Source organism: Flavobacterium sp. 38 (assembly GCF_057799715.1).
This window is the reverse complement of the sequence record NZ_JBYNWZ010000002.1, coordinates 61,431-84,865: the sequence shown is the minus strand read 5'-3', so window position 1 is coordinate 84,865 and position 23,435 is coordinate 61,431. Positions and strand designations below refer to the sequence as shown.

Here is a 23,435-nt window from a genome sequence, read left to right as displayed (position 1 = left end):
AAACATTCAAGTTATGTTTTGAAATATGCTTTTCTCAAAAAAACATATAAAGGAGTGCTTATTGATAACAATACTAATTGAACTTTTACAATATTGGAAAACAATTGACTTTTAATAATGTTAATCAAATTACTCCTAATATCTCTAATATATAAATTTTGCTTTTTCTTATATTGCTTCTCTATTTCAACTGTTTTAAATCCATATATAGTTCCCCGAGTAATAAGACGGAAATCAAATTCAATGCTTTTCATTTTACAAGCGAGCAACGTATGGTTATCAGCATAAGAATTAATTAAATCTTTTTCAATATAGCAATAGGGATTGTCTACAATAGAAAGTTGAGAACGTGATAAACTAATTGGCTCTAAATTCCAATAATACAGCACTAGGTTGATTCTTATTAATCTTTCACACTGCTTTCTTACATTATATGACCATAAAACATCTTCATTTAATGCGCCTTCAACGAAAAAGATCCCATTTAATACCTCACGTCTATATAAAGCATTCCAAACTGCAACTCCTAAATTATTAAATGCGAAGTGCATTAATTCATTCTTTTCCACTATTTCCACTAACTTATCATCTACATTTTTTTTTGTACACAATTTAGCTAGTTCACTTGTTGATTTTATATGTGCAACATCTACATCATATTTTTTTATCTGACTGTATAAGATTTCATACATTACTGGGCTAATTATATCATCACTATCTACAAAACCAATATACTGCCCTCGTGCAACTTTTAATCCTGCATTTCTAGCACTTGATGCCCCCCCATTCTCTTTGTGTATGACCTTTATTCTATTATCTTTCAAAGCATATTCATCACATATTTGATAAGAGCGATCAGGTGAACCATCGTTTACTAAAATAATCTCTATGTTGCTATAACTTTGCTTCAAAATGCTATCAATGCAATTGGACAAGTATTTTTCTACATTATATATAGGTATAATAATACTAATTAAATCCATTATACTTTTCTGAAATTAGAATTAAACGTTTTTTGGACAATCAAAAGAAATGCTACAAATATTGAAAATCTTACCATACGTATACCCCAGCCAGTGTACCAACCCGCAATAATTTCTGAGTAAATACAACAACTAATTAAAATAAAAACATTCATATTAGTTTTGGACGAGAAGTTTATTTTTTTTTGTATTACTCCAATTACAAAACCGATAAAAATCATACCGGCTACAATTCCTATGATTCCGAAATCATAATAAAATTCACCCATTGGCGTAACTATCACTGCAAATTGATATTCTAAATCAAGTTTTTCTGTTTTTTGACCTACAATTCTACTTAAATCTACAGGCTTCCAAGGGAAAATTTTACGAGGCAATGGGTTTGCAAATGGAACAATAAATTGCTCTAATGTATATTTTGGCTCCAAATTTTCATATACCCAAGTTAAATGCTGAGCTCCATCAAAAGTGCTCATTTCCATAATACTATTAACCGAATGCTCAATAGAGTAAACTTTTATGTTATCAATATTCGTACGATTTTGTCTTATAATAATACCCAAGATAGCAGTAGTGCATAAAAGTACTAACATTCTATTTCTATATTTTTTTAATGAAGACAGGTCCTTAACTGTAAATAGTAAAAAACTGAATACAGCAAGCATAGCATTTAAGTTATTAATAGAACTGCCATTTACTATTCCTCCCATTATCATGTAAAATATAAAAATAAAGAAAGAATAAAATCTCCATCTCAAAGAATAGTTTTTACTTAAAAAAAAAGGAATAGCTAAATATCCTACGTTAGACAAAATACCTCCAAAAAGAGATGCAAAAGTTACTAATGAAGATTCAACTTTTGTACTGTATGCGGCAAAGAAATATGCCACGAAACCACCTGAAGCTTGAATAATATAAAACTGTAATAGTATATAAAGTACACTTACTATAAGAAAACTTCTTTCTGTAATAATGTTTTCACTTGCTTTAAAACCTTTTTTTATTTTTCGGTTCATCCCTAATCGATACCCAATAAACAATAAAAAAGTTCCAGCTATATGAGAAATATACACTAATGATAAAGTTCCATTATAATCTTTTACTCCAATCCAACATTGACGAAAAAGGTTTAATCCTCCATATATTGTCCAACTAACAAAAGTAAAATTAGATAGTATTACGTATTTATAACTCTTATTATTTATATAGAATAACTGAATACCGTTTAACCAAATAAAAATAAGATATAAAATATAAATATGCTGGCCTGCCATTTCTACAATTGAATATCCAATTGCAGAAAAAAATAAAGACAACAAAATAACGAAAGACTTCATATATCAGTAGTTCTTTCAAACAACAATTTCAATCTGTGACAACTATACAAATTAACAAGACATACAACCAATTCTGTAAACAAATCCAAATAAGCTATTGAATATATTGTAACTATTTTAAAAACAATAAACATAACTATGGTTGATAAAAAAAAACAAGAACTTATAATTGTATTTATTAAATACACTTTCTTATGTCCAAAAGGAATTAACCTATGTGTACCTATAAAATAATTGAATACTACAAGTATACTTGAAAAGGCTAAAATTCTAACAACATCTACAGTTACCAAGTTATGAGTTCTAGATAAAAGAACAACAATTAAATCTGCTAAAACAAAAACCCCTATATATATGAATGATATTAAGGCTAATGTTCCCCACATTAATTTATTAATAAATCGAATACTTTTCTCACGGCTTACTTTAGGAAAAGTTGCTTGCGAAATCATTGCAATTGGCATTTTTACTATTGATGTTATTTTTTCTCCCATATCATAAATTGCTACTTCCGTCATTCCTAAAAAAGAGCCTACCAAAAGCTTATTGCCATTTATATATATTTGCACCGATAAAGAAGAAATAAATAATGGAAAACTGTCTGAAAAATAGTGTCTCAAAGTTGAGACAGATTGAGGTATGAGTCTTATCTTTTCAATCTTTCTAACTACCCATAATGCGATAACTCCTCCCAGAAGAGCCCCTATTGCATTTAATAATGGTACAATTAAGTAATCATTCTGATTTTTGACGAAAATAAAAACAAGTACTACAAATAAAGAGCGTACTCCTAAATTTATAAATGTAATATACTTCATCTTTTCTATCCCTTGAAAAAACCATATAGGGAAAAATAAATCATTGAAAGAAATAAAAAATGCAATCATATAGAGCCATTTATCAGCTCTCAAAAAGGGGATAATATGAATTAACACAAAGTAAATCAACAGACAAAAAAGCCAAATAATAAACTTTACTGTATATATACTTGAAACAATTTCTGAAAGTTTTGATGGATGCTCCCTACTCGTAGCAACATTATTTGTACCTGATACATTGAAACCAAAATTGATAAAAATACATAGGTTAGCGGCTATTGCTTGTGCAAAAATTATCCTTCCATAAGTATCAAAACCCAATACTCTTAATAAATAAGGGTAGGTTAAAAAAGGAAATAATAACGAAAATATCTGAAATAATGTTAAGTACGAAAAGTTCGAAACAATAGATCTATTATTTTTAATTTTTGATTTAATATTTAATATTTTTTGCTTCATTAGATCCAAAAAACATCAATACAACCTCAAATCACTCGCTACCATCTCCTTAACCAAAGAATCCAAATCATACTTAGGCTTCCAGCCAAGTTTTGTTCTAGATTTTGTTGGGTCTCCAATTAAAAGATCTACTTCAGTTGGACGGTAGTATTCTGGATCTACACGAACAACAACTTTTCCTTTTTCTAATTGATATAAAGGATTATTACAAACTGCCACTTTAGCTACTTCGTTTTCATTTTCTCCCTCAAAAGTGAGTTCTATTCCTACCTCAGCAAAAGACATGATTACAAAATCTCTAATTTGAGTAGTTATCCCTGTTGCTATTATATAATCTTCTGGTATATCCTGCTGCAAAATTCTCCACATTGCTTCAACATAATCTTTCGCATGTCCCCAATCTCTTTGAGAATTTAGGTTTCCAAGGTAAAGGCAATCTTGTTTTCCTTTTGCAATAGCTGCGGTTGCCATTGTAATTTTACGCGTTACAAATGTTTCGCCTCTTCTTGGCGATTCATGATTGAATAGAATACCATTGCAAGCAAACATATTATAGGCTTCTCGATAATTTTTAGTGATCCAAAATCCATAAATTTTGGCTGCTCCGTACGGCGAGCGTGGATAGAATGGTGAGTTTTCATCATAAAAACCCTCTTCATTTTTATTTTCTGCCAAACCTCCATAAAGTTCTGAGGTTGAAGCTTGATAAACTTTCGTTTTTTTGTCTAAACCTAGAATTCTTACGGCTTCCAAAATTCTTAAGGTTCCTAATCCATCGACATTTGCAACATATTCAGGAGAATCAAAAGATACTTTTACGTGAGACATAGCGCCTAAATTATAAATCTCATCGGGTTGGACTTCTTGAATTATTCTGATAATATTTGTCGAATCAGTCAAGTCACCGTAATGTAATTTAAAATTTACATGGTTTTCATGCTGATCCTGATAGATATGATCAATACGCTGGGTATTAAAAGAAGATGCACGTCTTTTTATTCCGTGTACCTGATATCCTTTTTCTAATAATAGTTCGGCTAAATATGACCCGTCCTGACCTGTAACACCAGTTACAAGCGCTACTTTTTGCATGCTCATTTTGTTATGGATTTTGAAGTATCTTTCAACTTCTTTGAATTATTCTGAATTAAGAGATAAAATCTAATTTCTAAACAACAATTACAACTTAACCTCTTTAAAGTTTTCTAGATTTTCTAAAAACCAATTGTATGTTTTCTGAATCCCATCTTGTAGTTTAATCTGGTGTCTCCACCCTAAATCATGCATTTTAGAAACATCCATTAATTTTCTTGGAGTGCCGTCTGGTTTTGATGTATCCCAAATTATTTCTCCTTGATGGCCGACAATTTCCCTAATATAGTCAGCTAGTTCTTTAATTGTCAAATCTTCACCAATTCCTACATTATATAAATATTCAGGCAATTTGTTTTCTAAAGCAAAGACTACTGCTGCAGCCATATCATCGACAAATAAAAATTCGCGCATTGCCAATCCGCTTCCCCATAAAGTTACAGCAGCGTGATTATTTTCTTTTGCTTCATGAAATTTTCTTATCATGGCAGGCATAACATGAGACGTGTTTAAATCAAAGTTATCGTATGGCCCATAAAGATTAGTAGGCATAAGACTAACATAATCTTTTCCGAATTGTTTCCTAATGGCCTGACATGTTTTAACACCACTAATTTTAGCAATTGCATACCACTCATTTGTTGGTTCAAGAGTGTTTGTGAGTAAATATTCTTCTTTTAAAGGCTGTGAAGCAAATTTTGGATAAATACATGAACTTCCTAAAAAAATGAATTTTTCAACTCCATTTTGTAAAGCAGAATCGATTAAATTATTCTGAATCTGCATATTCTCCATAATAAATTGATATGGAAAATTGTTGTTAGCTAAAATTCCTCCGACACGTGCAGCTGTATCAATAACAACTTCTGGATTTTCATTTGCTATAAAATCTTGAACTGCTTGCTGGTTTCTGAGATCTAATTCCACGCTGGAAATACCTACTAAATTGTTAAATCCTTTGTTGACCAATGTTCTCCAAATAGCACTACCCACCATTCCATTATGGCCTGCAATATAAATTTTAGTGTTTTTGTTCATTATTTTAAATTATTTAGCCAATGATAATTCTCTAAAAGCAACTTCTTTACGCAAACCACTACTAGAAAAACGATGATCACGAGTATTATAATATATTTCTATACCTTTCTCTTCGCAATAATCTCTTCCGGTGAAATTTTTGTTCTTATATTCATCCCCAACTATACGGATATCAATTTTATAAGAACGTAAAATATCTTCTAAATCCTGTTCTGTAGTGTACGGAATAACTTCATCCACAAATTTGCAACCTTTAAGTTGGATGTATCTTTCTACAACGGTTTGTGTTGGTTTATTTTTTTCGGGTCTATCAATTGTTGGATCGGTTTGTAATCCTGCAATTAAATAATCGCATTTTTGCTTAGCTTCTTCCAACATTTTAATATGCCCTGCATGGAGCAGATCAAAAGCACTAAAAGTTATTCCTATTTTCATAATTATAAATGGCAGATTTCTCATTTCATGGTACAGCTCCGCATCTCCAAGTCACATGAAATTGGAAATTTAGAACCTATTTTTCTCGGTCAACATAAAATAGAGAACTTTCGTTTTTTCTATTTTTTGCAAAAGTATTTAGCATACAGATTAAATAAAAGTTAAAAAGTGAGAATTACCTTATTCTATCACAATTATGGCTTCATGTGTATCCGCTAAAATAGATCGTAGAAGATATTAAAGTCTTAACTTTACGGTGTCTAAGCAGTATAAAATGAAAGTTGTCCTATTGTTTTTATTAATAAGTATAACCTCACAAAGTCAAGTTTTGGGGTGTACTGATAGTATCTCAAAAAATTTTGATTCGAAAGCTATAATAAATGACGGCAGTTGTTTTTATGAAAATGTAAAATTAAAACCCGAATATTCTTTTCGCTTAAGTGACTCATTAAAAGAAACTTCAGGATTAATTTCCTTTGAGAATTTATTATGGACGCATAACGACGATCACGATACTACAATTTATGGTTTGGATTCATTAGGGAAAATCAAGAAAAAAATTGTTCTTCCTGAAGTTATCAATCATGATTGGGAAGAAATCGCTCAAGACAACACACATATTTACATTGGAGATTTTGGAAATAATTATTCTGGAAACAGAACTGACTTGAAAATACTTAAAATTGAAAAAAAATCATTTTTACACGAAAACCCAAAAATTGAGACTATCTCATTTTCTTATTCCGATCAGACTGATTTTTCTCCTTCAAAACCTAATAAAACTAATTTTGACTGCGAAGCTTTTATTGTTTCCAAAGACAGCATTTATTTGTTTACCAAACAATGGAAATCTTCTAAAACCTCCATTTATTCGCTTCCGAATGAGTCAGGAATGCAGATTGCGAAATTAAATACGACTTTAGATAGTAAAGGGTTAGTAACTGGCGCCACATATTTGAAAGAGAAAAAACTAATTGCTTTGTGCGGTTACACCAAAGCTGGAAAACCATTTTTATATCTTCTATACGATTTTAAAAATCGTGATTTTTTATCTGGAAATAAAAGAAGAATCGATTTAAAACTTCCTTTTCATCAAGTAGAAGGAATTGCAACAAAAGATGGACTTCATTATTTTATTACAAATGAATCTCTTGTTCGAAAACCCATTTTAAACAATCCCCAGCAAATTCATTATTTCGATTTGAGTTCGCTGCTTGGTTTGTATCTTCATAAATAATTCGCAAATGCAAGATAATAGTTTACTTTTGCAGAAAGTTATGTTTTAGAAAACATCCATAACCCATAATTTATAACTTACAATTACAAAGTGAATTACTTATCTGTAGAAAATATATCGAAGTCATTTGGCGAAAGAGTCCTTTTTGACAACATTTCTTTTGGAATCAATAAAGACCAAAAAATCGCTTTTATTGCTAAAAATGGTTCTGGAAAAACAACCATAATGAGTATTATTAATGGTTTGGAAGAGCCTGATACCGGGCAAGTTGTTTTAAGAAAAGGAATTAGAATGGCATTTCTTTCGCAGGATAATAATCTTCAGGATGAATTGACTATTGAAGAAAGTATTTTTGCTTCAGATAATGAAACGCTTAAAGTTATTGAAGCTTATGAAAAAGCTTTAGAAAATCCTGCTGACGAAGAAGCTTATCAAAAGGCTTTTGATGCAATGGATCAGCACAATGCATGGGATTTTGAAACGCAATACAAACAAATTTTGTTTAAATTAAAGCTGGAAGATTTTAAACTTAAAGTAAAAAATCTTTCTGGAGGACAAAAAAAACGTCTTTCATTAGCCATAATTCTAATTAATCGTCCAGACTTACTAATTCTAGATGAGCCGACTAACCACTTAGATCTTGAAATGATCGAGTGGCTTGAAAGCTATTTTGCTAAGGAAAATATTACGCTATTTATGGTAACGCACGACCGATTCTTTTTGGAGCGTGTTTGCAACGAAATAATCGAATTAGACAACGGAAAACTATATCAATACAAAGGAAATTATTCTTATTATCTTCAGAAAAAGGAAGAAAGAATCACTTCTGAAAATGCGAGTATAGATAAAGCTAAAAACTTATTTGTAAAAGAATTAGAATGGATGCGCCGCCAGCCAAAAGCGAGAACGACCAAATCTAAATCTCGTCAGGACGATTTTTATGTTATTAAAGAAAAAGCACAAAGCCGACGTAAAGAAAATAAGGTGGAGCTTGAAATAAATATGGAAAGAATGGGAAGCAAAATTATCGAGCTTCACAAACTTTCTAAAAAGTTCAAAGACCGTGTTATTTTGGACAATTTCAGTTTTGATTTTCAGCGTGGAGAAAGAATCGGAATTATCGGTAAAAACGGAACTGGAAAATCGACTTTCTTAAATCTTTTGACAGGAACAATTCCACCAGACAGCGGGCGTGTTGTAAAAGGCGACACCATAAAAGTTGGCTATTATACGCAATCTGGAATTAATCCGAAACCGGGACAACGTGTTATTGACATTATAAAAGAATACGGAGAGTATATTCCATTGACAAAAGGAAAAATTATTTCGGCTTCACAATTATTGGAGCGTTTTCTTTTTGATGCGAAAAAACAATACGATTATGTTGAAAAATTAAGCGGTGGTGAATTAAAACGTTTGTATTTATGTACCGTTTTAATTCAGAATCCGAACTTCTTGATTCTTGATGAGCCAACAAACGATTTGGACATTGTGACTTTGAATGTCTTAGAAAGTTTCCTTTTAGATTATCCCGGATGTCTGCTGGTTGTTTCTCACGACCGTTATTTTATGGACAAGATTGTTGATTATTTATTTGTCTTTAGAGGAGAAGGAGAAATCGAAAATTTCCCAGGAAACTATTCTGATTTCAGAGCTTATGAAGACAGTGCTGATGTTGCTCAAAAAGAAGAAAACAAAGCAGAAAAAAAAGACTGGAAACAAAATAATCCAACAGGAAATCTCACTTTTAACGAGCAGAAAGAATATCAAAAAATCGAAAGGGAAATTAAAGATTTAGAAATTGAAAAAACTAAGATCGAACAGTTATTCTCTGACGGAAAAGTTGCCGATGCCGATATCGAGAAAAAAGCCAATGAACTTCAAAATATAATCAATAAAATAGACGCAAAAGAAGAACGCTGGTTTGAGCTTTCTGCTAAACTTGAGAGCTAATTACACAAAGATTCACAAAGAAACACAGAGATACGCCAAGCTTTTTTTGTTCTTCTTTGAGCATCCTTTGCGAAATTTGCGAAACAAACATTTTTTTTTATATTCAACACATTAAAACAAATACCATATTACAATGAAACATTTATTAACAGCCTTAATGGTTATGACACTTTTTATCTCTTGTTCTAGTGATTCTGGTTTAGAGAGAATTGACACAACAGATTATACTGCTCAAAACGACAAAGAGATTCAGGATTATCTAACTAAAAACAACTTAACTGCTACCAAAACTTCAAGCGGATTATGTTATATTATCAACGAGCAGGGAACTGGAGAAAGCCCAACAAGCACATCAACTGTGACAGTTCAGTACAAAGGAACATTGACCAATGGAACAGTATTTGACCAAAGTACTACTGGAATAACATATCCTTTAAACAAATTTATTTTAGGCTGGCAGGAAGGATTGCCTAAATTTAAAGAAGGAGGAAGCGGAATCTTACTAATTCCGTCACGTTTAGGCTACGGAAATACTAAAGTACAAAACATTCCTTCTGGTTCTGTTTTGATTTTTGAGTTAAAATTAACCAAAGTTGCAGCAGCTAACTAAACTTACGGCAAAACGAAAAAAACAATGCTGTTTCAAATCAAAGCTTATCTAAAATTTCTTTGGCATTCTAAAAACGAACATGCGGTTCATTCGCCCTTTGTTTTTAATTTACTGACAAAATGCTTTTATGATAAGAAGGCAAAATCAGAATATGCAATTCTAAAAAAATATAGAAAATCGCTTTTAGGAAACAAAAACTTCATTGAAGTAACCGATTTTGGAGCTGGTTCAAGAGTTTTTAAATCTAATAGAAGACAAATTTCTAAAATTGCACAAACAGCTGGAATTTCGCAAAAACGAGCCGAATTATTATTTCGTATAACGAATTACTTTCAGCCTTCCACTATTCTGGAAATTGGAACTTCTTTAGGTTTGGCAACTTCTGCTTTAGCATTAGGAAACCCAAAAGCCAAAGTAATTACTATCGAAGGCTGTCCAAATACTGCCAATGTTGCGCAAAATCAATTGAATGAATTTGATTGTAATAATGTCGAAAATGTAATTTCTGAATTTGAATCTTTTTTAATTTCTGAGAACATTCAAGCGTCAAATTACAATCTAATTTATTTTGACGGAAATCATTCTAAAAAAGCGACTTTAGAATATTTTGAACTCTTGTTGCCAACTATAGATAATGATTCAGTATGGATTTTTGATGATATTCACTGGTCAGAAGATATGGAAGAAGCATGGGAAATTATAAAAAACCATTCACAAGTAAAAGTTACGATTGACACATTCCAATGGGGGTTTATATTTTTCAGATACGAACAGCCAAAACAACATTTTATAATAAGGGTTTAATTTTAAAATACGATTAATCATGTTAAAATAGAAAATAATTATTATTTTTGAATTATTAATAAAATTACGCTCTTGTTATGAACCAAAAAACATTATTTTTTCAAGCTTATCTAATCAAACTAGTTCCAACAATACTTTTAACACTTTTAACAACAATATCAAATGCACAATTCTTAGTGCAAAGTTCGGTAATAAATGATTTAAATGCTTTTCCAAATGATTTAACATTATATACACCAGGTGTACTTAATGCTCCTTCAAATTATGGTACCGTTTTAGGGCTTAGACATTGGGCAGGAGCAGGAGGATCAGATTGGAGGACACAACTGGCATTTAGTACTGAAAATGAATTTTATTATCGACAATCAACAAATAATGGAGGATCTATATGGTCAGAATGGAAAAAAGTTTATAATTCTGGCAATTTAAATAACAGTCAAATAGATTTTAACGCAAAAACTCTAACAGTAAAAGAATTAGCAATTAATAGTAACGAAAGCGAGAACGGATGGGGTATTTCACATATTTATTGGCAGGGTCACTCTTTAATTATGGGGTCTCCAAAAGGAGCCTATGCTCATAACAATTTAATATTGAGACCTGGTGGAGCAACTAATGGTTTTATAAATAATACATTTCAAATCGATGTTGCAAATGGAATAGATAACTATGAAACTCGTGTTCTGCTATCAGGTTCAGGTATTTCATACATAAACTCTGGCAATGTTGGAATAGGAACAAAAAACCCTCAAAACAAACTAGACGTTAAGGGTACAATCCATTCGAAAGAAGTAAAAGTGGATATGGATGGATGGTCAGATTATGTATTCCAGAAAGAATACAATCTACCAACTCTTTCAGAAGTTGAAAAACACATCAAAGAAAAAGGTCACTTAGAAAATATACCAAGTGAAAAAGAAGTTCTGAAAAATGGTATATATTTAGGCGAAATGGATTCTAAATTACTTCAAAAAATTGAAGAATTAACATTGTATGTAATAGATTTAAACAAAAAGTTAGAAGAGCAAAATAAAGAGCTTGATTTAATGAAAAAGAAAGTAGAAAGTAAAAAATAGAACAAAAAAAAGACGATCATTTCTGATCGTCTTTTTTACTAATTCAAAATTTTAAAAATCTTATTTTTTAGCATCTTTATTTTCTTCAGATTTAGCTCCCATTCTGTTTACAGTATACATTGGTGCAAATTTAACTTTCAAACCAGCAATTTTACGGTTATCCTCTGCAGACAAACCTTCTTTTTCTACTGTATTTTTACGGCTGTCAAGAGCTTCATACATTAATTTGATTTCATCCCAGTCTTCTCTAGAATAACTATCTTTATTGTTTTCTACTGTATGAACAAACTGCTGATAAACGCTATGAATATTCTGAGCATTAACCCAGCTAAAATTCATATCATCACCAATTTTTCCTGCACCAAACAAGGCATCTCTCAATGATTGTTTCGGACTAGAAGCTGGAGGGGCAAATTGGGCGGTAATTTCATTTTTAAATTCCTCGTATTTAATTTTACTTGCATTTACTTTCTCAGTCGCAGCAGTATTGTCTTTAATATCTGCTAAAGCTGCTTGAGCTTCTTGAGATCTTCTATCATACTCTGCTTCTACACTTTGCCAATTGTCTTTCAAATCAGCCGCTGCCACATTTTTAACAGAGTCAACATAAACAACATAGTTGTCTACTGTTTTTTGAGCTTTCTCTTGTTTTTCATCTTTACACGATGTAAAACCTAATGCAATTAATGCGATAACGATAGTTATTTTGATATTTTTCATAATTCTGATTATTTAATTAATTATATAACCAAATTTACTCAATAACCAAGTCAATAAATTACATTATTATCATGTTTTCAAAATTAAAAATGTTTTAAAACTATAAAAAACATAAAATAATGACAATTATACAAAAATTAAACAAAATTGTATAACAATATTTGTTCAGGTTTATAAAATTCTATTAATTTAAAAAAGTACTCTACCATTATATGTAACAAAATTCAATTCTGAACTACTTATGGTTTTATTGAAAAGTGTTTTGTACTTTTAAATCCAAAATTGTAAAACGAAATGGCTGAACCATTAATTAAGATAACCGACATTAAACGAAATTTTATTTTGGGCAATGAAACGGTTTATGTTTTAAAAGGAATAGATTTAGAAATCAACAAGGGCGAATATGTCGCTTTGATGGGACCTTCTGGATCTGGAAAATCTACATTAATGAATTTATTGGGCTGTTTAGATACGCCCACTTCTGGCCATTATGTTTTAAACGGAAAAGATGTCAGCAAGATGAGAGATGATGAATTGGCTGAAATTCGGAACAAAGAAATTGGTTTTGTTTTTCAGACTTTTAATCTTTTGCCAAGAACTACTGCTCTAGATAATGTTGCATTGCCAATGATTTATGCAGGTTACGGAAAATCGGAACGAATTGCCCGTGCCACTGAAGTTCTAAAACAAGTAAATCTAGCCGATAGAATGGATCACCAACCCAATCAGCTTTCTGGAGGACAGCGTCAGCGTGTTGCAGTTGCCCGCGCTTTGGTCAACAAACCTTCTATTATTCTTGCCGATGAACCAACTGGAAACTTAGACAGTAAAACTTCTGTAGAAATCATGAAACTTTTCGGCGATATCCACGCACAAGGAAACACTGTAATTCTAGTAACTCACGAAGAAGATATTGCCGCTTATGCGCACCGAGTTATCCGTTTACGTGACGGTTTGATAGAAAGCGACACAACTAAATAATTTTAGATTTCTGATTTTAGACATTAGATTATTTTTCTAAATCTAAAAATTTTAGACAACAGCTTTTCAATCTGAAATCATAAATCTACAATCTAGAATAAAAAATGAAAGTATATACCAAAACAGGTGACAAAGGAACAACGGCTCTTTTCGGAGGAACTCGGGTACCTAAAGACCATATTAGAATTGACAGTTATGGCACTGTTGACGAATTAAATTCTTATATCGGATTAATTCGTGATCAGGAAATCGATTCGCACTATAAAGCCATTTTAATAGAAATTCAAGATCGTCTTTTTACTGTTGGTGCCATTTTGGCAACTCCACAAGAAAAAGAAGTTTTAAAAAATGGAAAACTTCGCTTAGAAAATCTAGGCATAATTGATTCTGATATTGAATTGCTCGAAAATGAAATAGATAAAATGGACGAAAGCCTTCCTCCAATGACACATTTCGTTTTACCAGGCGGTCATCCAACCGTGTCACATTGTCATATAGCACGCTGTATTTGCCGTCGAGCAGAGCGTTTAGCTGTACATTTAAGCCATAATGAACACGTTCCAGAAATTGCTATTACATACTTAAACCGACTTTCTGACTACCTTTTTGTCTTGGCACGAAAGTTGTCCTCAGATCTAAAAGCAGAGGAAGTGAAATGGATTCCCAGAAAATAAATTTCTGCAAATTTCAATTTTTCTAAATCCCAAATTCCAACAAAAATCGAAGTTTTACGGGCTGTTTTTGGGATTTGGAATTTGATTTTTGGAATTTTACAAGTGACGTTCTTAATTTTTATTAAAATAAATCAAAATTTACTTGTCTTTTTCAGTAAAAAATTTATTTTTGCACAAACTAAATAGATAACAGATGTATTGGACATTAGAATTAGCATCTTATTTAAGTGATGCGCCATGGCCTGCTAACAAAGACGAACTTATAGACTACGCTATTAGAGCTGGTGCTCCATTAGAAGTAGTAGAAAACCTTCAATCAATCGAAGATGAAGGTGAGATATATGAATCAATGGAAGAAATTTGGCCTGATTATCCAACAGACGAAGATTATCTTTGGAATGAGGATGAATATTAAAAAATAAACCAAATGAAAAAGTCTCTCATCATAGAGACTTTTTTTTTGGTTCAAATACATATATATAATAAAGAAATACAATAAATCATGAGTTTCATAAACAGTATTATTAAAGTCTTTGTCGGCGATAAGTCGCAGAAAGATGTCAAAGCTTTACAACCTTACTTAAATAAAATTAAAACATTCGAAGCTCCTTTAATGAGTCTGTCAAATGACGAATTAAGAGGAAGAACCGTTTTTTTTAAAGACAGAATAAAAGAAGCTAGAGCTGATAAAGATGCTAAAATTGCTTCGCTTAAAGCTGAAGTAGAAAACATCGAAGACATCGATAAAAGAGAAGACATTTATGATGCAATAGATGCTCTTGAAAAAGAAGCCTATGAAATCTCTGAAAAAACTTTATTGGAAATTCTTCCAGAAGCGTTTTCTGTAGTTAAAGAAACGGCTCGCCGTTTTAAAGAAAACTCTCATATTGAAGTTACTGCAACTGCAAAAGACCGCGAATTCTCAGCTGCAAAATCATATATTACTATTGAAGGCGATAAAGCAATCTGGGCTAACAAATGGAATGCTGCCGGAAAAGATATCACTTGGGACATGATTCACTATGATGTTCAGTTAATTGGTGGTATGGTATTGCACGAAGGTAAAGTTGCCGAAATGCAAACTGGAGAAGGTAAAACTTTGGTTGCTACTCTTCCACTTTACTTAAACGCTTTGACAGGAAATGGAGTTCACTTAGTAACGGTGAATGACTACTTAGCAAAACGTGATAGTACATGGAAAGCACCTTTATTCGAATTCCACGGTTTATCTGTTGACTGTATCGACAATCACCAACCAAGTACGGAGCAAAGAAAAAAAGCTTACGACGCCGATATCACTTACGGAACCAACAACGAATTTGGTTTTGACTACTTAAGAGATAATATGGCACACTCTCCTAGCGATTTAGTGCAAAGAAAACACAATTTTGCGATTGTCGACGAGGTTGACTCGGTATTAATTGATGACGCTAGAACTCCGCTTATCATTTCTGGACCAGTTCCTCAAGGAGATCGTCATGAATTCAACGAATTGAAACCAAAAATTGAAAACTTAGTTGCGCAACAACGTCAGTTAGCGAATGGTTTCTTAGCTGAAGCTAAAAAATTAATCAAAGAAGGAAATACTAAAGATGGAGGTTTCTTATTATTAAGAGCTTACAGAAGTTTACCTAAAAATAAGGCATTAATTAAATTTTTAAGTGAAGAAGGAATTAAACAATTGCTTCAAAAAACTGAAAATCAATACATGCAAGACAACAATCGCGAGATGCACAAAGTTGACGAAGCTTTGTATTTTGTGATTGAAGAAAAAAATAATCAGGTTGAATTAACAGATAATGGTATTAAATACCTTTCTGGAGATACAGATGCAGATTTCTTCGTGTTACCAGATATTGGGACAGAAATCGCTGCGATCGAAAAACAAAAATTAGACAAAGACGCTGAAGCTGAAGCCAGAGAAAGATTATTCCAAGATTTTGGTGTAAAAAGCGAGCGTATCCATACTCTTACACAACTTTTAAAAGCTTACGCTTTATTCGAAAAAGACGTAGAGTATGTTATCATGGACAACAAAATTATGATTGTCGATGAACAAACAGGTCGTATCATGGATGGACGTCGTTATTCTGACGGTCTTCACCAAGCGATTGAGGCTAAAGAAAATGTAAAAATTGAAGCTGCTACTCAGACTTTTGCTACTGTTACATTACAGAATTACTTCAGAATGTACAATAAATTGGCTGGTATGACTGGTACAGCGGTTACAGAAGCTGGTGAGTTATGGCAGATTTATAAATTGGATGTTGTTGAAATTCCGACAAACCGTGGAATTGCAAGAATCGATAAAGAAGATTACATCTATAAAACAACACGTGAGAAATTCAATGCCGTAATCGAAGATGTTACTGAATTATCTCAAGCTGGAAGACCAGTTCTTATTGGAACAACTTCTGTAGAGATTTCAGAATTATTAAGCCGTATGCTTAAAATGAGAGGAATCACTCACAACGTATTGAATGCTAAAATGCACAAGCAAGAGGCGCAAATCGTTGAAGAAGCTGGTAAAGCTGGAGTTGTAACTATTGCAACAAACATGGCTGGTCGTGGTACCGATATTAAATTATCTCCAGAAGTAAAAGCTGCAGGAGGTTTGGCAATCGTGGGTACTGAGCGTCATGATTCTCGTCGTGTAGACAGACAGTTACGTGGTCGTTCTGGTCGTCAGGGAGATCCAGGAAGTTCTCAGTTCTACGTTTCTCTTGAAGATAACTTGATGCGTTTATTCGGTTCTGAAAGAGTTGCGAAAGTAATGGACAGAATGGGACTTAAAGAAGGTGAAGTTATTCAGCATTCTATGATGACTAAATCTATCGAACGTGCTCAGAAAAAAGTAGAAGAAAACAACTTTGGTGTTCGTAAACGTTTATTAGAATATGATGATGTAATGAACTCTCAGCGTGAAGTAGTTTACAAACGTCGTCGTCACGCATTGTTTGGTGAGCGTTTGAAATTGGATATCGCGAATATGCTTTATGATACTTGCGAATTAATTGTAAGCAATAATAAAGTAACAAACGATTTCAAAGGATTTGAATTTGATTTAATTCGTTATTTCGGAATTACATCTCCAATTTCTGAGGCTGATTTTGCTAAATTATCTGACATCGAAGTTACTGGAAAAGTATACAAAGAAGCTTTAGCTTTCTACACTGAAAAAACAGAAAGAAGCGCAAGAGAAGCTTTCCCAATTATAAAAGGAGTTTTTGAAGAGCCAAATAATCATTTCGAAAGAATTGTAGTTCCATTTACAGACGGAATCAAAACTTTGAATGTGGTTACGGACTTGAAAAAAGCTTACGAAAGCGAAGGTGCTCAATTGATTGCTGATTTTGAGAAAAACATCACGCTTTCTATTGTTGATGAAGCTTGGAAAAAACATTTACGTAAAATGGACGAATTGAAACAATCTGTTCAATTGGCTGTTCACGAACAAAAAGATCCATTGCTTATCTACAAATTAGAAGCTTTCAACTTGTTTAGAGGAATGTTGGACAACGTTAACAAAGAAGTTATTTCATTCTTATTCAAAGGTGATTTACCTGCTCAAAACGTTCCAGAAATTCACGAAGCAAGAGAAGTTCGTCAAAAAGAAAACTTACAATTAAGTAAAGACGAAATTCCAAATAGCGAAAGCATCAACCGTGAAGCTGGAGAAACACAACAGCGTCAGGTTACAGAAACTATCGTTAGAGATATGCCAAAAATCAACAGAAATGATACTGTTACGGTTCAAGAAGTTGCAACTGGCAAAACTGAAGAAATGAAGTTTAAAAAAGCAGAGAGCTTAATCGCTTCTGGCGAATGGGTTTTAGTAAAATAATAAACTCTCAATAAATATAAAATCCCCGATTACTGAAGTAGTCGGGGATTTTTTTTATGAGTTTTTTTGCCACGAATTACACGAATTTGCACTAATTTTTTATTTGACAGATTTTAAAAGAAATTCGCGGAAATTTGTGTAATTTGTGGCAAACTAAAAAATATTATCTAGGATTATCTTCATAATAACGAGCTTCGATTCTTTTTATATCTTTAATAGAGTTTTTAGCCCAAAGCAATCGCTTTTCTAAAATTTCTTCCTCAGAAAGATGCCAATTAATATCTGATCTTCTCAATCTATTGGTTATGTTTTGAATAACAATTGCCGCAGAAACTGAAATATTCAAACTTTCTGTAAAACCAACCATTGGAATTTTCAAGAAACCATCGGCATTGTCCATGATTTCTTGTGACAAACCTTCTTTTTCTGTTCCAAAAAACAAAGCGCTTGGTTTTGTAATATCAAAATCTTCAAGCATGCAATCTTTTTCATGCGGAGTAGTTGCAATAATTTGATATCCTTTATTTCTTAAATCCGAAAGACATCCTGAAACCGAATCAAAACGATTGATGTCAACCCATTTTTGAGCACCTAAAGCAATTTCTTTATCGATTCGTTTTCCAAAACGCTGTTCAATTACATTCAATTCCTGAATTCCAAAAACTTCACAGCTTCTCATTACGGCACTTGTGTTATGCATTTGAAAAACATCTTCAACAGCAACAGTAAAATGTTTGGTACGATTCGTCAGTACTTCTAAAAATCTTTCTTTTCGGTTTTCTGTCAATATGTTTTCTAAGAATGCGAGGTAATCTAAATCAATCATTTTTATTTCTATTTGGCGCAAAAATAATAAATTAAAGAGAAAGAAGTCTTCTCGCTAATTTTCATCCTGCCAAATCTTTAATAAAATTGGCGCTAAGCTTTTGGTGCAGTGCCTCGACTCGAACTAAATCAACTGGCAAAGCATCGTCTTTATAGGAATCTCCCATAAAAACGGCACTTTCATTTTTAGAATGTTTTTTGAGTCGATCCAACATAGCATTTAATTCATTTTCGGAGAAATCGACATTTATAAAAGTGATAAATCTTTCTACAACATTTTTCATTCCGTCATTATAATTCAGCATAATCACATTGTCATCTGTTTCATAATAATCTAGAAAAGCTTGAAAATATTTTTCCAGAACCAAAGCTTGATACTGCTGAAAACTTACTTGTTCGATTTCTTCAGAAGTTATTCCGAAAACACTCAACGGAATTAAATTAGGAACCATGTGCATCCCTGCCATCTTTTGGTGCGATCTTAAAACTTCTCCTGGATTTCGAAACAATAACGCAAAAGGAACTTTCGGAAAAACCAATCGTAAATAAGAAGCCTTAAAAATGCTCCAAGCATCCAGCTTTATAATTAAATGCTTCTGTTCTGGAAATCTCTTATGTCCTAATAACCTAAAAACCGATTTCAATAAATCTATTTTGAGATTTTCGTCGAAAGTAGCACTTCTCAAAATCTGATCGATAATAGGGGCTTCAGAAACCATAATATTTTCAGACGAAGTGGCCAAAGACTGACTCAACATCGTAGATCCGCATCTTGAAACATGAAAAACTAATCCTTTTAATTCGATAGAATCGAGTTCTTTAGACCAATCAATTAGATTTTCGATTGTACTTGTAAATCTAAAACGCTTTGCATTATAGGCATGGCTTTTACATTTGACTATTGTTTCTTCAAAAAAAGGCTCTGCAAAAGGAATATCCGTGAAATACATCCATTCAAAATAAACTTCATTTTCCGTTTCAACCAACTTAATCGGAATCCAGTTTGCAACAAGCTCTTTTATATTTTCCATTTTATGCATTCATTTGTGATTGAAGTTCGGCAATAAGACGAGCATTAATTTCTGACGGATTTCTAGAAAGTTCTGCAATCACTTGCTTTTTCACTTCATCAGAATATTCATTTTTGTGCACATAATTTACATCAAAACCCATTTTAGAAAACAATTCGTCAGACCAATCATTTCTTATGCAGTCTATTGTTAAGTGAATTCTAGGTTCTAAACTTTTATTCTGCACACTATGGGGTAATTGAAAATTAGCATACCAGCACTCTCCCATTTTCATCGGAACCAGTTTGTGATCTACATAAAAATAGACTTCAGAATTGGTAATAATAGGAACATGAATCCTGAAAAATCCATCTTCATACGAAGTATCATTATCAACATGCTCTTTAATTTCGCTTTCAGGTCCGAGTCTTAATAATCGCACCGCTTCTTTTTCGCATTCAAACCAATCCATTATTTCCTTAAAATAAAGACAGCTGTTAAGCAAGGGCGTATTTTTATATTCTTTATCTGGAAAAGAAAAAATATCATTTTCTAAACCCGATTGCGATCGCAAAGAAACACTTGTCCATTTTCCTTCATATCGATTGGTATTAAAATGCGGAGTCCATAAATTGGTTTCGCAAGTCACTAAATCTTTTTGCAATTTTTCTATCGAAAAAGAAATTGGAAGCTGGCAGGAAGAAGGATTCATAAGCCTAAGAATTTAAATTGCTAATTATAAAGTTGTACAGTTTACTGGCAGACACAGAAACCGTTTCTGAATCTGTTTTTAATATTAAATCTGCTTTTTCTGGAATTTCAAATACATCGCTTATTCCTGTAAATTTTCTAATTTTATTTTGATCATCATCTGGCAACAAAGCCCTTTTGTACAATCCTTTTGGGTCTCTTTCAATCAAATTATGAATGGTGCAATCCAGAAATACCGTTTTTACAAATTCAAAAGACCTCAATTCGTTTCTAAGATTTTCATACGGATTGATAACCGACATCAAAACAATTTTCTTTTCTCCAATCAAACCTCGGCCAACGTTAAAAAGACGTCTTACATTTTCACAGCGGTCTTCTTTAGAAAATCCTAAATCTCTACAGATTGTCTGTCGATAAACATCGCCATCTACAACTTCAGCTTCATAATTGTTTTGAAGCAAAAGATGCTTGACATTTTCTGCCAAAGTCGTTTTTCCCGAACCAGATAGTCCCGTAAATTGAATTAAAATCATTTAGAATCACTTTTATAAAATGCAGCATTAAAACTAATTAATTTAAAAAGAGAGAGAAAGAGTATAAATACCCATTATTTTATTTCAACAGAATAGCTAATCCTTACATTTTTCGAGACATTCGAACCAAGAAATCACTATTTTTATCTTTTAATAAAACTAAGAATGAAAAAGAAACTTGTTGTTTTAACTGGAGCCGGAATTAGCGCTGAGAGCGGAATAAAAACTTTTCGTGACAGCGATGGTTTATGGGAAGGACATGATGTAATGGAAGTTGCAACTCCAGAAGGCTGGCATAAAAATCAGGAATTGGTGCTGGATTTTTACAACAAAAGGCGTCAGCAATTAAAAGAAGTAAATCCGAATCTTGGTCATATTATTTTGGCTGAATTGGAAAAAGATTTCGACGTACACATCATTACGCAAAATGTTGATGATTTGCACGAACGCGCTGGAAGCACAAAAGTGTTGCATTTGCATGGCGAATTGCTTAAAGTAAGAAGTACACAAAATAAAAATCTAATTTTAGATTGGACAGAAGATTTGGTTACGGGAGATTTAGATGCCAATGGGCACCAATTGCGTCCGCATATTGTTTGGTTTGGCGAAGAAGTTCCTGCGCTCGAAGAAGCGATTGACATTACTGAAACGGCAGATTATTTTGCTGTAATCGGGACTTCGCTCCAAGTTTATCCAGCAGCCGGATTAATTTCTTATACTCCAAGCACAACTCCTGTTTTTTACATTGATCCAAAACCGATCGCTATTCCTAATATTAGAAATAAAGTAGAAACAATTGCAAAATTTGCTTCTGAAGGAGTTGCCGATTTAAGAGACCGATTAAATTCAATTTGAATGCACAAATGCGCTTTTTAATTACCTGTAATCGCTAAATTCTGTTTATATTTGCACCTTTCGAAAAAACAACATAACAATGACTACTCTAAACGAACTGAATGCTATATCGCCAATTGATGGAAGATATAGAAATAAAACTCAAAATTTAGCACCTTTTTTCTCTGAAGAAGCTTTAATAAAATACCGCGTTTTAGTTGAAGTGGAATACTTCATTGCGTTATGCCAAATTCCATTGCCGCAATTGCAAGGTATTGACTCTAGTTTGTTTGAAAGCTTGAGAAACATCTACAAAAACTTCTCTACAGAAGATGCGCTTTGGATTAAAGAAACAGAGAAAGTAACCAACCACGACGTAAAAGCGGTTGAATATTTTATTAAAGATGCTTTTGAAAAATTAGGTTTATCTCAATACAAAGAGTTCATTCACTTCGGATTAACATCTCAAGACATTAATAATACTGCTATTCCGCTTTCTACAAAAGAAGCGTTTGAGCAAGTTTATATGCCAACTTTAATTGCTGTAATTGCCAAATTAAAAGAATTAAGCGTTGAATGGAAGGACATTCCGATGTTGGCACGTACGCACGGACAGCCAGCTTCTCCTACTCGTTTAGGAAAAGAAATTTTGGTTTTCGTAGAACGTTTAGAAGAGCAAATGCGTTTGTTATTCAACATTCCGTTTGCAGCAAAATTTGGAGGAGCAACAGGAAACTTTAATGCACACCACGTAGCCTACCCGCAAATTGACTGGAAACAATTCGGAAATAAATTTGTTGAGACCGATCTTGGTTTAAAGCATTCTTTTCCAACAACTCAAATTGAGCACTACGATCATTTTGCAGCATTTTTTGATGCTTTAAAAAGAATCAACACCATTATTATCGATTTAGATCGTGATATTTGGACGTATGTTTCGATGGATTATTTCAAACAAAAAATCAAAGCAGGAGAAATTGGTTCATCTGCAATGCCACATAAAGTTAACCCAATTGATTTTGAAAATTCTGAAGGAAACTTAGGAATTGCAAATGCTATTTTTGAGCATTTAGCTGCTAAACTTCCAATTTCAAGATTACAGCGTGACTTAACAGATAGTACTGTTTTACGTAACGTTGGAGTTCCGTTCGGACATACAATCATTGCTTTTGAAGCAACTCTAAAAGGTTTAAACAAATTGCTTTTAAACGAAAGTAAATTTGCTGAAGACTTAGAGAGAAACTGGGCAGTTGTGGCAGAAGCGATTCAAACTATTTTACGTCGTGAAGCATATCCGAACCCTTACGAAGCTTTAAAAGGCTTAACGAGAACCAACGAAGCTATCGACAAAAATGCTATTCATAATTTCATTGCAACTTTAGAAGTTTCAGATTCTGTTAGAGCAGAATTATTAGCTATAACTCCTAGTAATTACACAGGAATTTAAGAAAAATACCAAAT

At 32.6% G+C, this 23,435-nt stretch carries 22 protein-coding genes; 11 read left to right on the top strand and 11 right to left on the bottom strand.

What is annotated here, in order from left to right:
* Positions 1-11 precede the first annotated feature (11 nt).
* From AC3E9W_RS05565 to AC3E9W_RS05540, 6 genes are all read right to left on the bottom strand, one after another.
* The gene (locus AC3E9W_RS05565) at positions 12-983 is read right to left on the bottom strand and encodes a glycosyltransferase (RefSeq protein ID WP_488767395.1); all 972 of its coding nucleotides are present in this window, start codon (positions 981-983) and stop codon (positions 12-14) included.
* Positions 983-2,320 (bottom strand): O-antigen polymerase, encoded by a 1,338-nt coding sequence (locus AC3E9W_RS05560; protein ID WP_488767394.1) that lies wholly within the window; start codon positions 2,318-2,320, stop codon positions 983-985. Before AC3E9W_RS05560 ends, AC3E9W_RS05565 begins: the two co-directional genes overlap by 1 nt.
* On the bottom strand, positions 2,317-3,597 hold the full coding sequence (locus AC3E9W_RS05555) for an oligosaccharide flippase family protein (protein ID WP_488767392.1): 1,281 nt from the start codon (positions 3,595-3,597) through the stop codon (positions 2,317-2,319). Before AC3E9W_RS05555 ends, AC3E9W_RS05560 begins: the two co-directional genes overlap by 4 nt.
* A gap of 15 nt (positions 3,598-3,612) precedes the next feature.
* Entirely contained in the window at positions 3,613-4,695 is a 1,083-nt protein-coding gene (gene gmd / locus AC3E9W_RS05550; protein ID WP_488767390.1) for a GDP-mannose 4,6-dehydratase, read from the bottom strand.
* Between the two features lie 81 nt (positions 4,696-4,776).
* Positions 4,777-5,727, bottom strand: a complete 951-nt coding sequence (locus AC3E9W_RS05545; RefSeq protein ID WP_488767388.1) for a GDP-L-fucose synthase family protein — start codon at positions 5,725-5,727, stop codon at positions 4,777-4,779.
* Positions 5,728-5,736: 9 nt separating this feature from the next.
* Positions 5,737-6,162, bottom strand: coding sequence for an adenylyltransferase/cytidyltransferase family protein (locus tag AC3E9W_RS05540; protein WP_488767386.1), 426 nt, complete (start codon positions 6,160-6,162; stop codon positions 5,737-5,739).
* A gap of 274 nt (positions 6,163-6,436) precedes the next feature.
* Between AC3E9W_RS05540 and AC3E9W_RS05535 the strand changes: the two genes are divergently transcribed.
* The 5 genes from AC3E9W_RS05535 (at position 6,437) to AC3E9W_RS05515 (ending at position 11,842) form a co-directional block, all read left to right on the top strand.
* The gene (locus tag AC3E9W_RS05535) at positions 6,437-7,399 is read left to right on the top strand and encodes a T9SS C-terminal target domain-containing protein (protein WP_488767384.1); all 963 of its coding nucleotides are present in this window, start codon (positions 6,437-6,439) and stop codon (positions 7,397-7,399) included.
* A gap of 90 nt (positions 7,400-7,489) precedes the next feature.
* Entirely contained in the window at positions 7,490-9,352 is a 1,863-nt protein-coding gene (locus AC3E9W_RS05530; RefSeq protein ID WP_488767383.1) for an ABC-F family ATP-binding cassette domain-containing protein, read from the top strand.
* Positions 9,353-9,485: 133 nt separating this feature from the next.
* Complete coding sequence (locus tag AC3E9W_RS05525) at positions 9,486-9,962, top strand: FKBP-type peptidyl-prolyl cis-trans isomerase (protein WP_456896981.1); 477 nt, start codon at positions 9,486-9,488, stop codon at positions 9,960-9,962.
* 24 nt (positions 9,963-9,986) lie between these two features.
* On the top strand, positions 9,987-10,766 hold the full coding sequence (locus tag AC3E9W_RS05520) for an O-methyltransferase (RefSeq protein WP_488767381.1): 780 nt from the start codon (positions 9,987-9,989) through the stop codon (positions 10,764-10,766).
* Between the two features lie 77 nt (positions 10,767-10,843).
* Positions 10,844-11,842 carry a pyocin knob domain-containing protein gene (locus AC3E9W_RS05515; protein WP_488767379.1) on the top strand — a complete coding sequence of 333 codons (999 nt, stop codon included), beginning with the start codon at positions 10,844-10,846 and terminating at the stop codon, positions 11,840-11,842.
* A 60-nt stretch (positions 11,843-11,902) separates the two neighbouring features.
* Here AC3E9W_RS05515 and AC3E9W_RS05510 read toward each other — a convergent pair whose 3' ends face one another.
* A complete protein-coding gene (locus AC3E9W_RS05510) occupies positions 11,903-12,562 on the bottom strand; it encodes a DUF6565 domain-containing protein (RefSeq protein ID WP_488767377.1) in 660 nt (219 codons plus the stop codon).
* A 294-nt stretch (positions 12,563-12,856) separates the two neighbouring features.
* Between AC3E9W_RS05510 and AC3E9W_RS05505 the strand changes: the two genes are divergently transcribed.
* The 4 genes from AC3E9W_RS05505 (at position 12,857) to secA (ending at position 18,061) form a co-directional block, all read left to right on the top strand.
* Positions 12,857-13,543 (top strand): ABC transporter ATP-binding protein, encoded by a 687-nt coding sequence (locus AC3E9W_RS05505; protein WP_306156179.1) that lies wholly within the window; start codon positions 12,857-12,859, stop codon positions 13,541-13,543.
* A gap of 104 nt (positions 13,544-13,647) precedes the next feature.
* Positions 13,648-14,217 carry a cob(I)yrinic acid a,c-diamide adenosyltransferase gene (locus AC3E9W_RS05500; RefSeq protein WP_488767375.1) on the top strand — a complete coding sequence of 190 codons (570 nt, stop codon included), beginning with the start codon at positions 13,648-13,650 and terminating at the stop codon, positions 14,215-14,217.
* A gap of 193 nt (positions 14,218-14,410) precedes the next feature.
* Entirely contained in the window at positions 14,411-14,632 is a 222-nt protein-coding gene (locus AC3E9W_RS05495) for a DUF2795 domain-containing protein (protein ID WP_007138072.1), read from the top strand.
* 87 nt (positions 14,633-14,719) lie between these two features.
* On the top strand, positions 14,720-18,061 hold the full coding sequence (gene secA / locus AC3E9W_RS05490) for a preprotein translocase subunit SecA (protein ID WP_306156185.1): 3,342 nt from the start codon (positions 14,720-14,722) through the stop codon (positions 18,059-18,061).
* 163 nt (positions 18,062-18,224) lie between these two features.
* Here the strand turns inward: secA and AC3E9W_RS05485 are convergent, their stop codons facing one another.
* The 4 genes from AC3E9W_RS05485 to cysC all read right to left on the bottom strand — a co-directional run bounded on the left by AC3E9W_RS05485 (position 18,225) and on the right by cysC (position 21,140).
* Positions 18,225-18,887 carry a TrmH family RNA methyltransferase gene (locus AC3E9W_RS05485; RefSeq protein ID WP_306156186.1) on the bottom strand — a complete coding sequence of 221 codons (663 nt, stop codon included), beginning with the start codon at positions 18,885-18,887 and terminating at the stop codon, positions 18,225-18,227.
* Positions 18,888-18,948: 61 nt separating this feature from the next.
* On the bottom strand, positions 18,949-19,917 hold the full coding sequence (locus tag AC3E9W_RS05480) for a sulfotransferase family protein (protein ID WP_488767374.1): 969 nt from the start codon (positions 19,915-19,917) through the stop codon (positions 18,949-18,951).
* 1 nt (position 19,918) lies between these two features.
* Positions 19,919-20,608 (bottom strand): aspartyl/asparaginyl beta-hydroxylase domain-containing protein, encoded by a 690-nt coding sequence (locus AC3E9W_RS05475; RefSeq protein ID WP_488767373.1) that lies wholly within the window; start codon positions 20,606-20,608, stop codon positions 19,919-19,921.
* Positions 20,609-20,612: 4 nt separating this feature from the next.
* Positions 20,613-21,140 (bottom strand): adenylyl-sulfate kinase, encoded by a 528-nt coding sequence (cysC, locus tag AC3E9W_RS05470; RefSeq protein ID WP_488767372.1) that lies wholly within the window; start codon positions 21,138-21,140, stop codon positions 20,613-20,615.
* Positions 21,141-21,305: 165 nt separating this feature from the next.
* Here cysC and AC3E9W_RS05465 point away from each other — a divergent pair, with 165 nt between their 5' ends.
* On the top strand, positions 21,306-21,995 hold the full coding sequence (locus AC3E9W_RS05465) for an SIR2 family NAD-dependent protein deacylase (protein WP_488767370.1): 690 nt from the start codon (positions 21,306-21,308) through the stop codon (positions 21,993-21,995).
* A 79-nt stretch (positions 21,996-22,074) separates the two neighbouring features.
* On the top strand, positions 22,075-23,421 hold the full coding sequence (gene purB / locus AC3E9W_RS05460; RefSeq protein WP_456896962.1) for an adenylosuccinate lyase: 1,347 nt from the start codon (positions 22,075-22,077) through the stop codon (positions 23,419-23,421).
* Positions 23,422-23,435: the final 14 nt, after the last annotated feature.

Bases quoted from the DNA above. Each gene is read 5' to 3' on its own strand.
- AC3E9W_RS05565 (WP_488767395.1), bottom strand. From the start codon at position 983: ATGGATTTAATTAGTATTATTATACCTATATATAATGTAGAAAAATAC.
- AC3E9W_RS05560 (WP_488767394.1), bottom strand. From the start codon at position 2,320: ATGAAGTCTTTCGTTATTTTGTTGTCTTTATTTTTTTCTGCAATTGGA.
- AC3E9W_RS05555 (WP_488767392.1), bottom strand. From the start codon at position 3,597: ATGAAGCAAAAAATATTAAATATTAAATCAAAAATTAAAAATAATAGA.
- gmd (WP_488767390.1), bottom strand. From the start codon at position 4,695: ATGAGCATGCAAAAAGTAGCGCTTGTAACTGGTGTTACAGGTCAGGAC.
- AC3E9W_RS05545 (WP_488767388.1), bottom strand. From the start codon at position 5,727: ATGAACAAAAACACTAAAATTTATATTGCAGGCCATAATGGAATGGTG.
- AC3E9W_RS05540 (WP_488767386.1), bottom strand. From the start codon at position 6,162: ATGAAAATAGGAATAACTTTTAGTGCTTTTGATCTGCTCCATGCAGGG.
- AC3E9W_RS05535 (WP_488767384.1), top strand. From the start codon at position 6,437: ATGAAAGTTGTCCTATTGTTTTTATTAATAAGTATAACCTCACAAAGT.
- AC3E9W_RS05525 (WP_456896981.1), top strand. From the start codon at position 9,486: ATGAAACATTTATTAACAGCCTTAATGGTTATGACACTTTTTATCTCT.
- AC3E9W_RS05520 (WP_488767381.1), top strand. From the start codon at position 9,987: ATGCTGTTTCAAATCAAAGCTTATCTAAAATTTCTTTGGCATTCTAAA.
- AC3E9W_RS05515 (WP_488767379.1), top strand. From the start codon at position 10,844: ATGAACCAAAAAACATTATTTTTTCAAGCTTATCTAATCAAACTAGTT.
- AC3E9W_RS05510 (WP_488767377.1), bottom strand. From the start codon at position 12,562: ATGAAAAATATCAAAATAACTATCGTTATCGCATTAATTGCATTAGGT.
- AC3E9W_RS05505 (WP_306156179.1), top strand. From the start codon at position 12,857: ATGGCTGAACCATTAATTAAGATAACCGACATTAAACGAAATTTTATT.
- AC3E9W_RS05500 (WP_488767375.1), top strand. From the start codon at position 13,648: ATGAAAGTATATACCAAAACAGGTGACAAAGGAACAACGGCTCTTTTC.
- AC3E9W_RS05495 (WP_007138072.1), top strand. From the start codon at position 14,411: ATGTATTGGACATTAGAATTAGCATCTTATTTAAGTGATGCGCCATGG.
- secA (WP_306156185.1), top strand. From the start codon at position 14,720: ATGAGTTTCATAAACAGTATTATTAAAGTCTTTGTCGGCGATAAGTCG.
- AC3E9W_RS05485 (WP_306156186.1), bottom strand. From the start codon at position 18,887: ATGATTGATTTAGATTACCTCGCATTCTTAGAAAACATATTGACAGAA.
- AC3E9W_RS05480 (WP_488767374.1), bottom strand. From the start codon at position 19,917: ATGGAAAATATAAAAGAGCTTGTTGCAAACTGGATTCCGATTAAGTTG.
- AC3E9W_RS05475 (WP_488767373.1), bottom strand. From the start codon at position 20,608: ATGAATCCTTCTTCCTGCCAGCTTCCAATTTCTTTTTCGATAGAAAAA.
- cysC (WP_488767372.1), bottom strand. From the start codon at position 21,140: ATGATTTTAATTCAATTTACGGGACTATCTGGTTCGGGAAAAACGACT.
- AC3E9W_RS05465 (WP_488767370.1), top strand. From the start codon at position 21,306: ATGAAAAAGAAACTTGTTGTTTTAACTGGAGCCGGAATTAGCGCTGAG.
- purB (WP_456896962.1), top strand. From the start codon at position 22,075: ATGACTACTCTAAACGAACTGAATGCTATATCGCCAATTGATGGAAGA.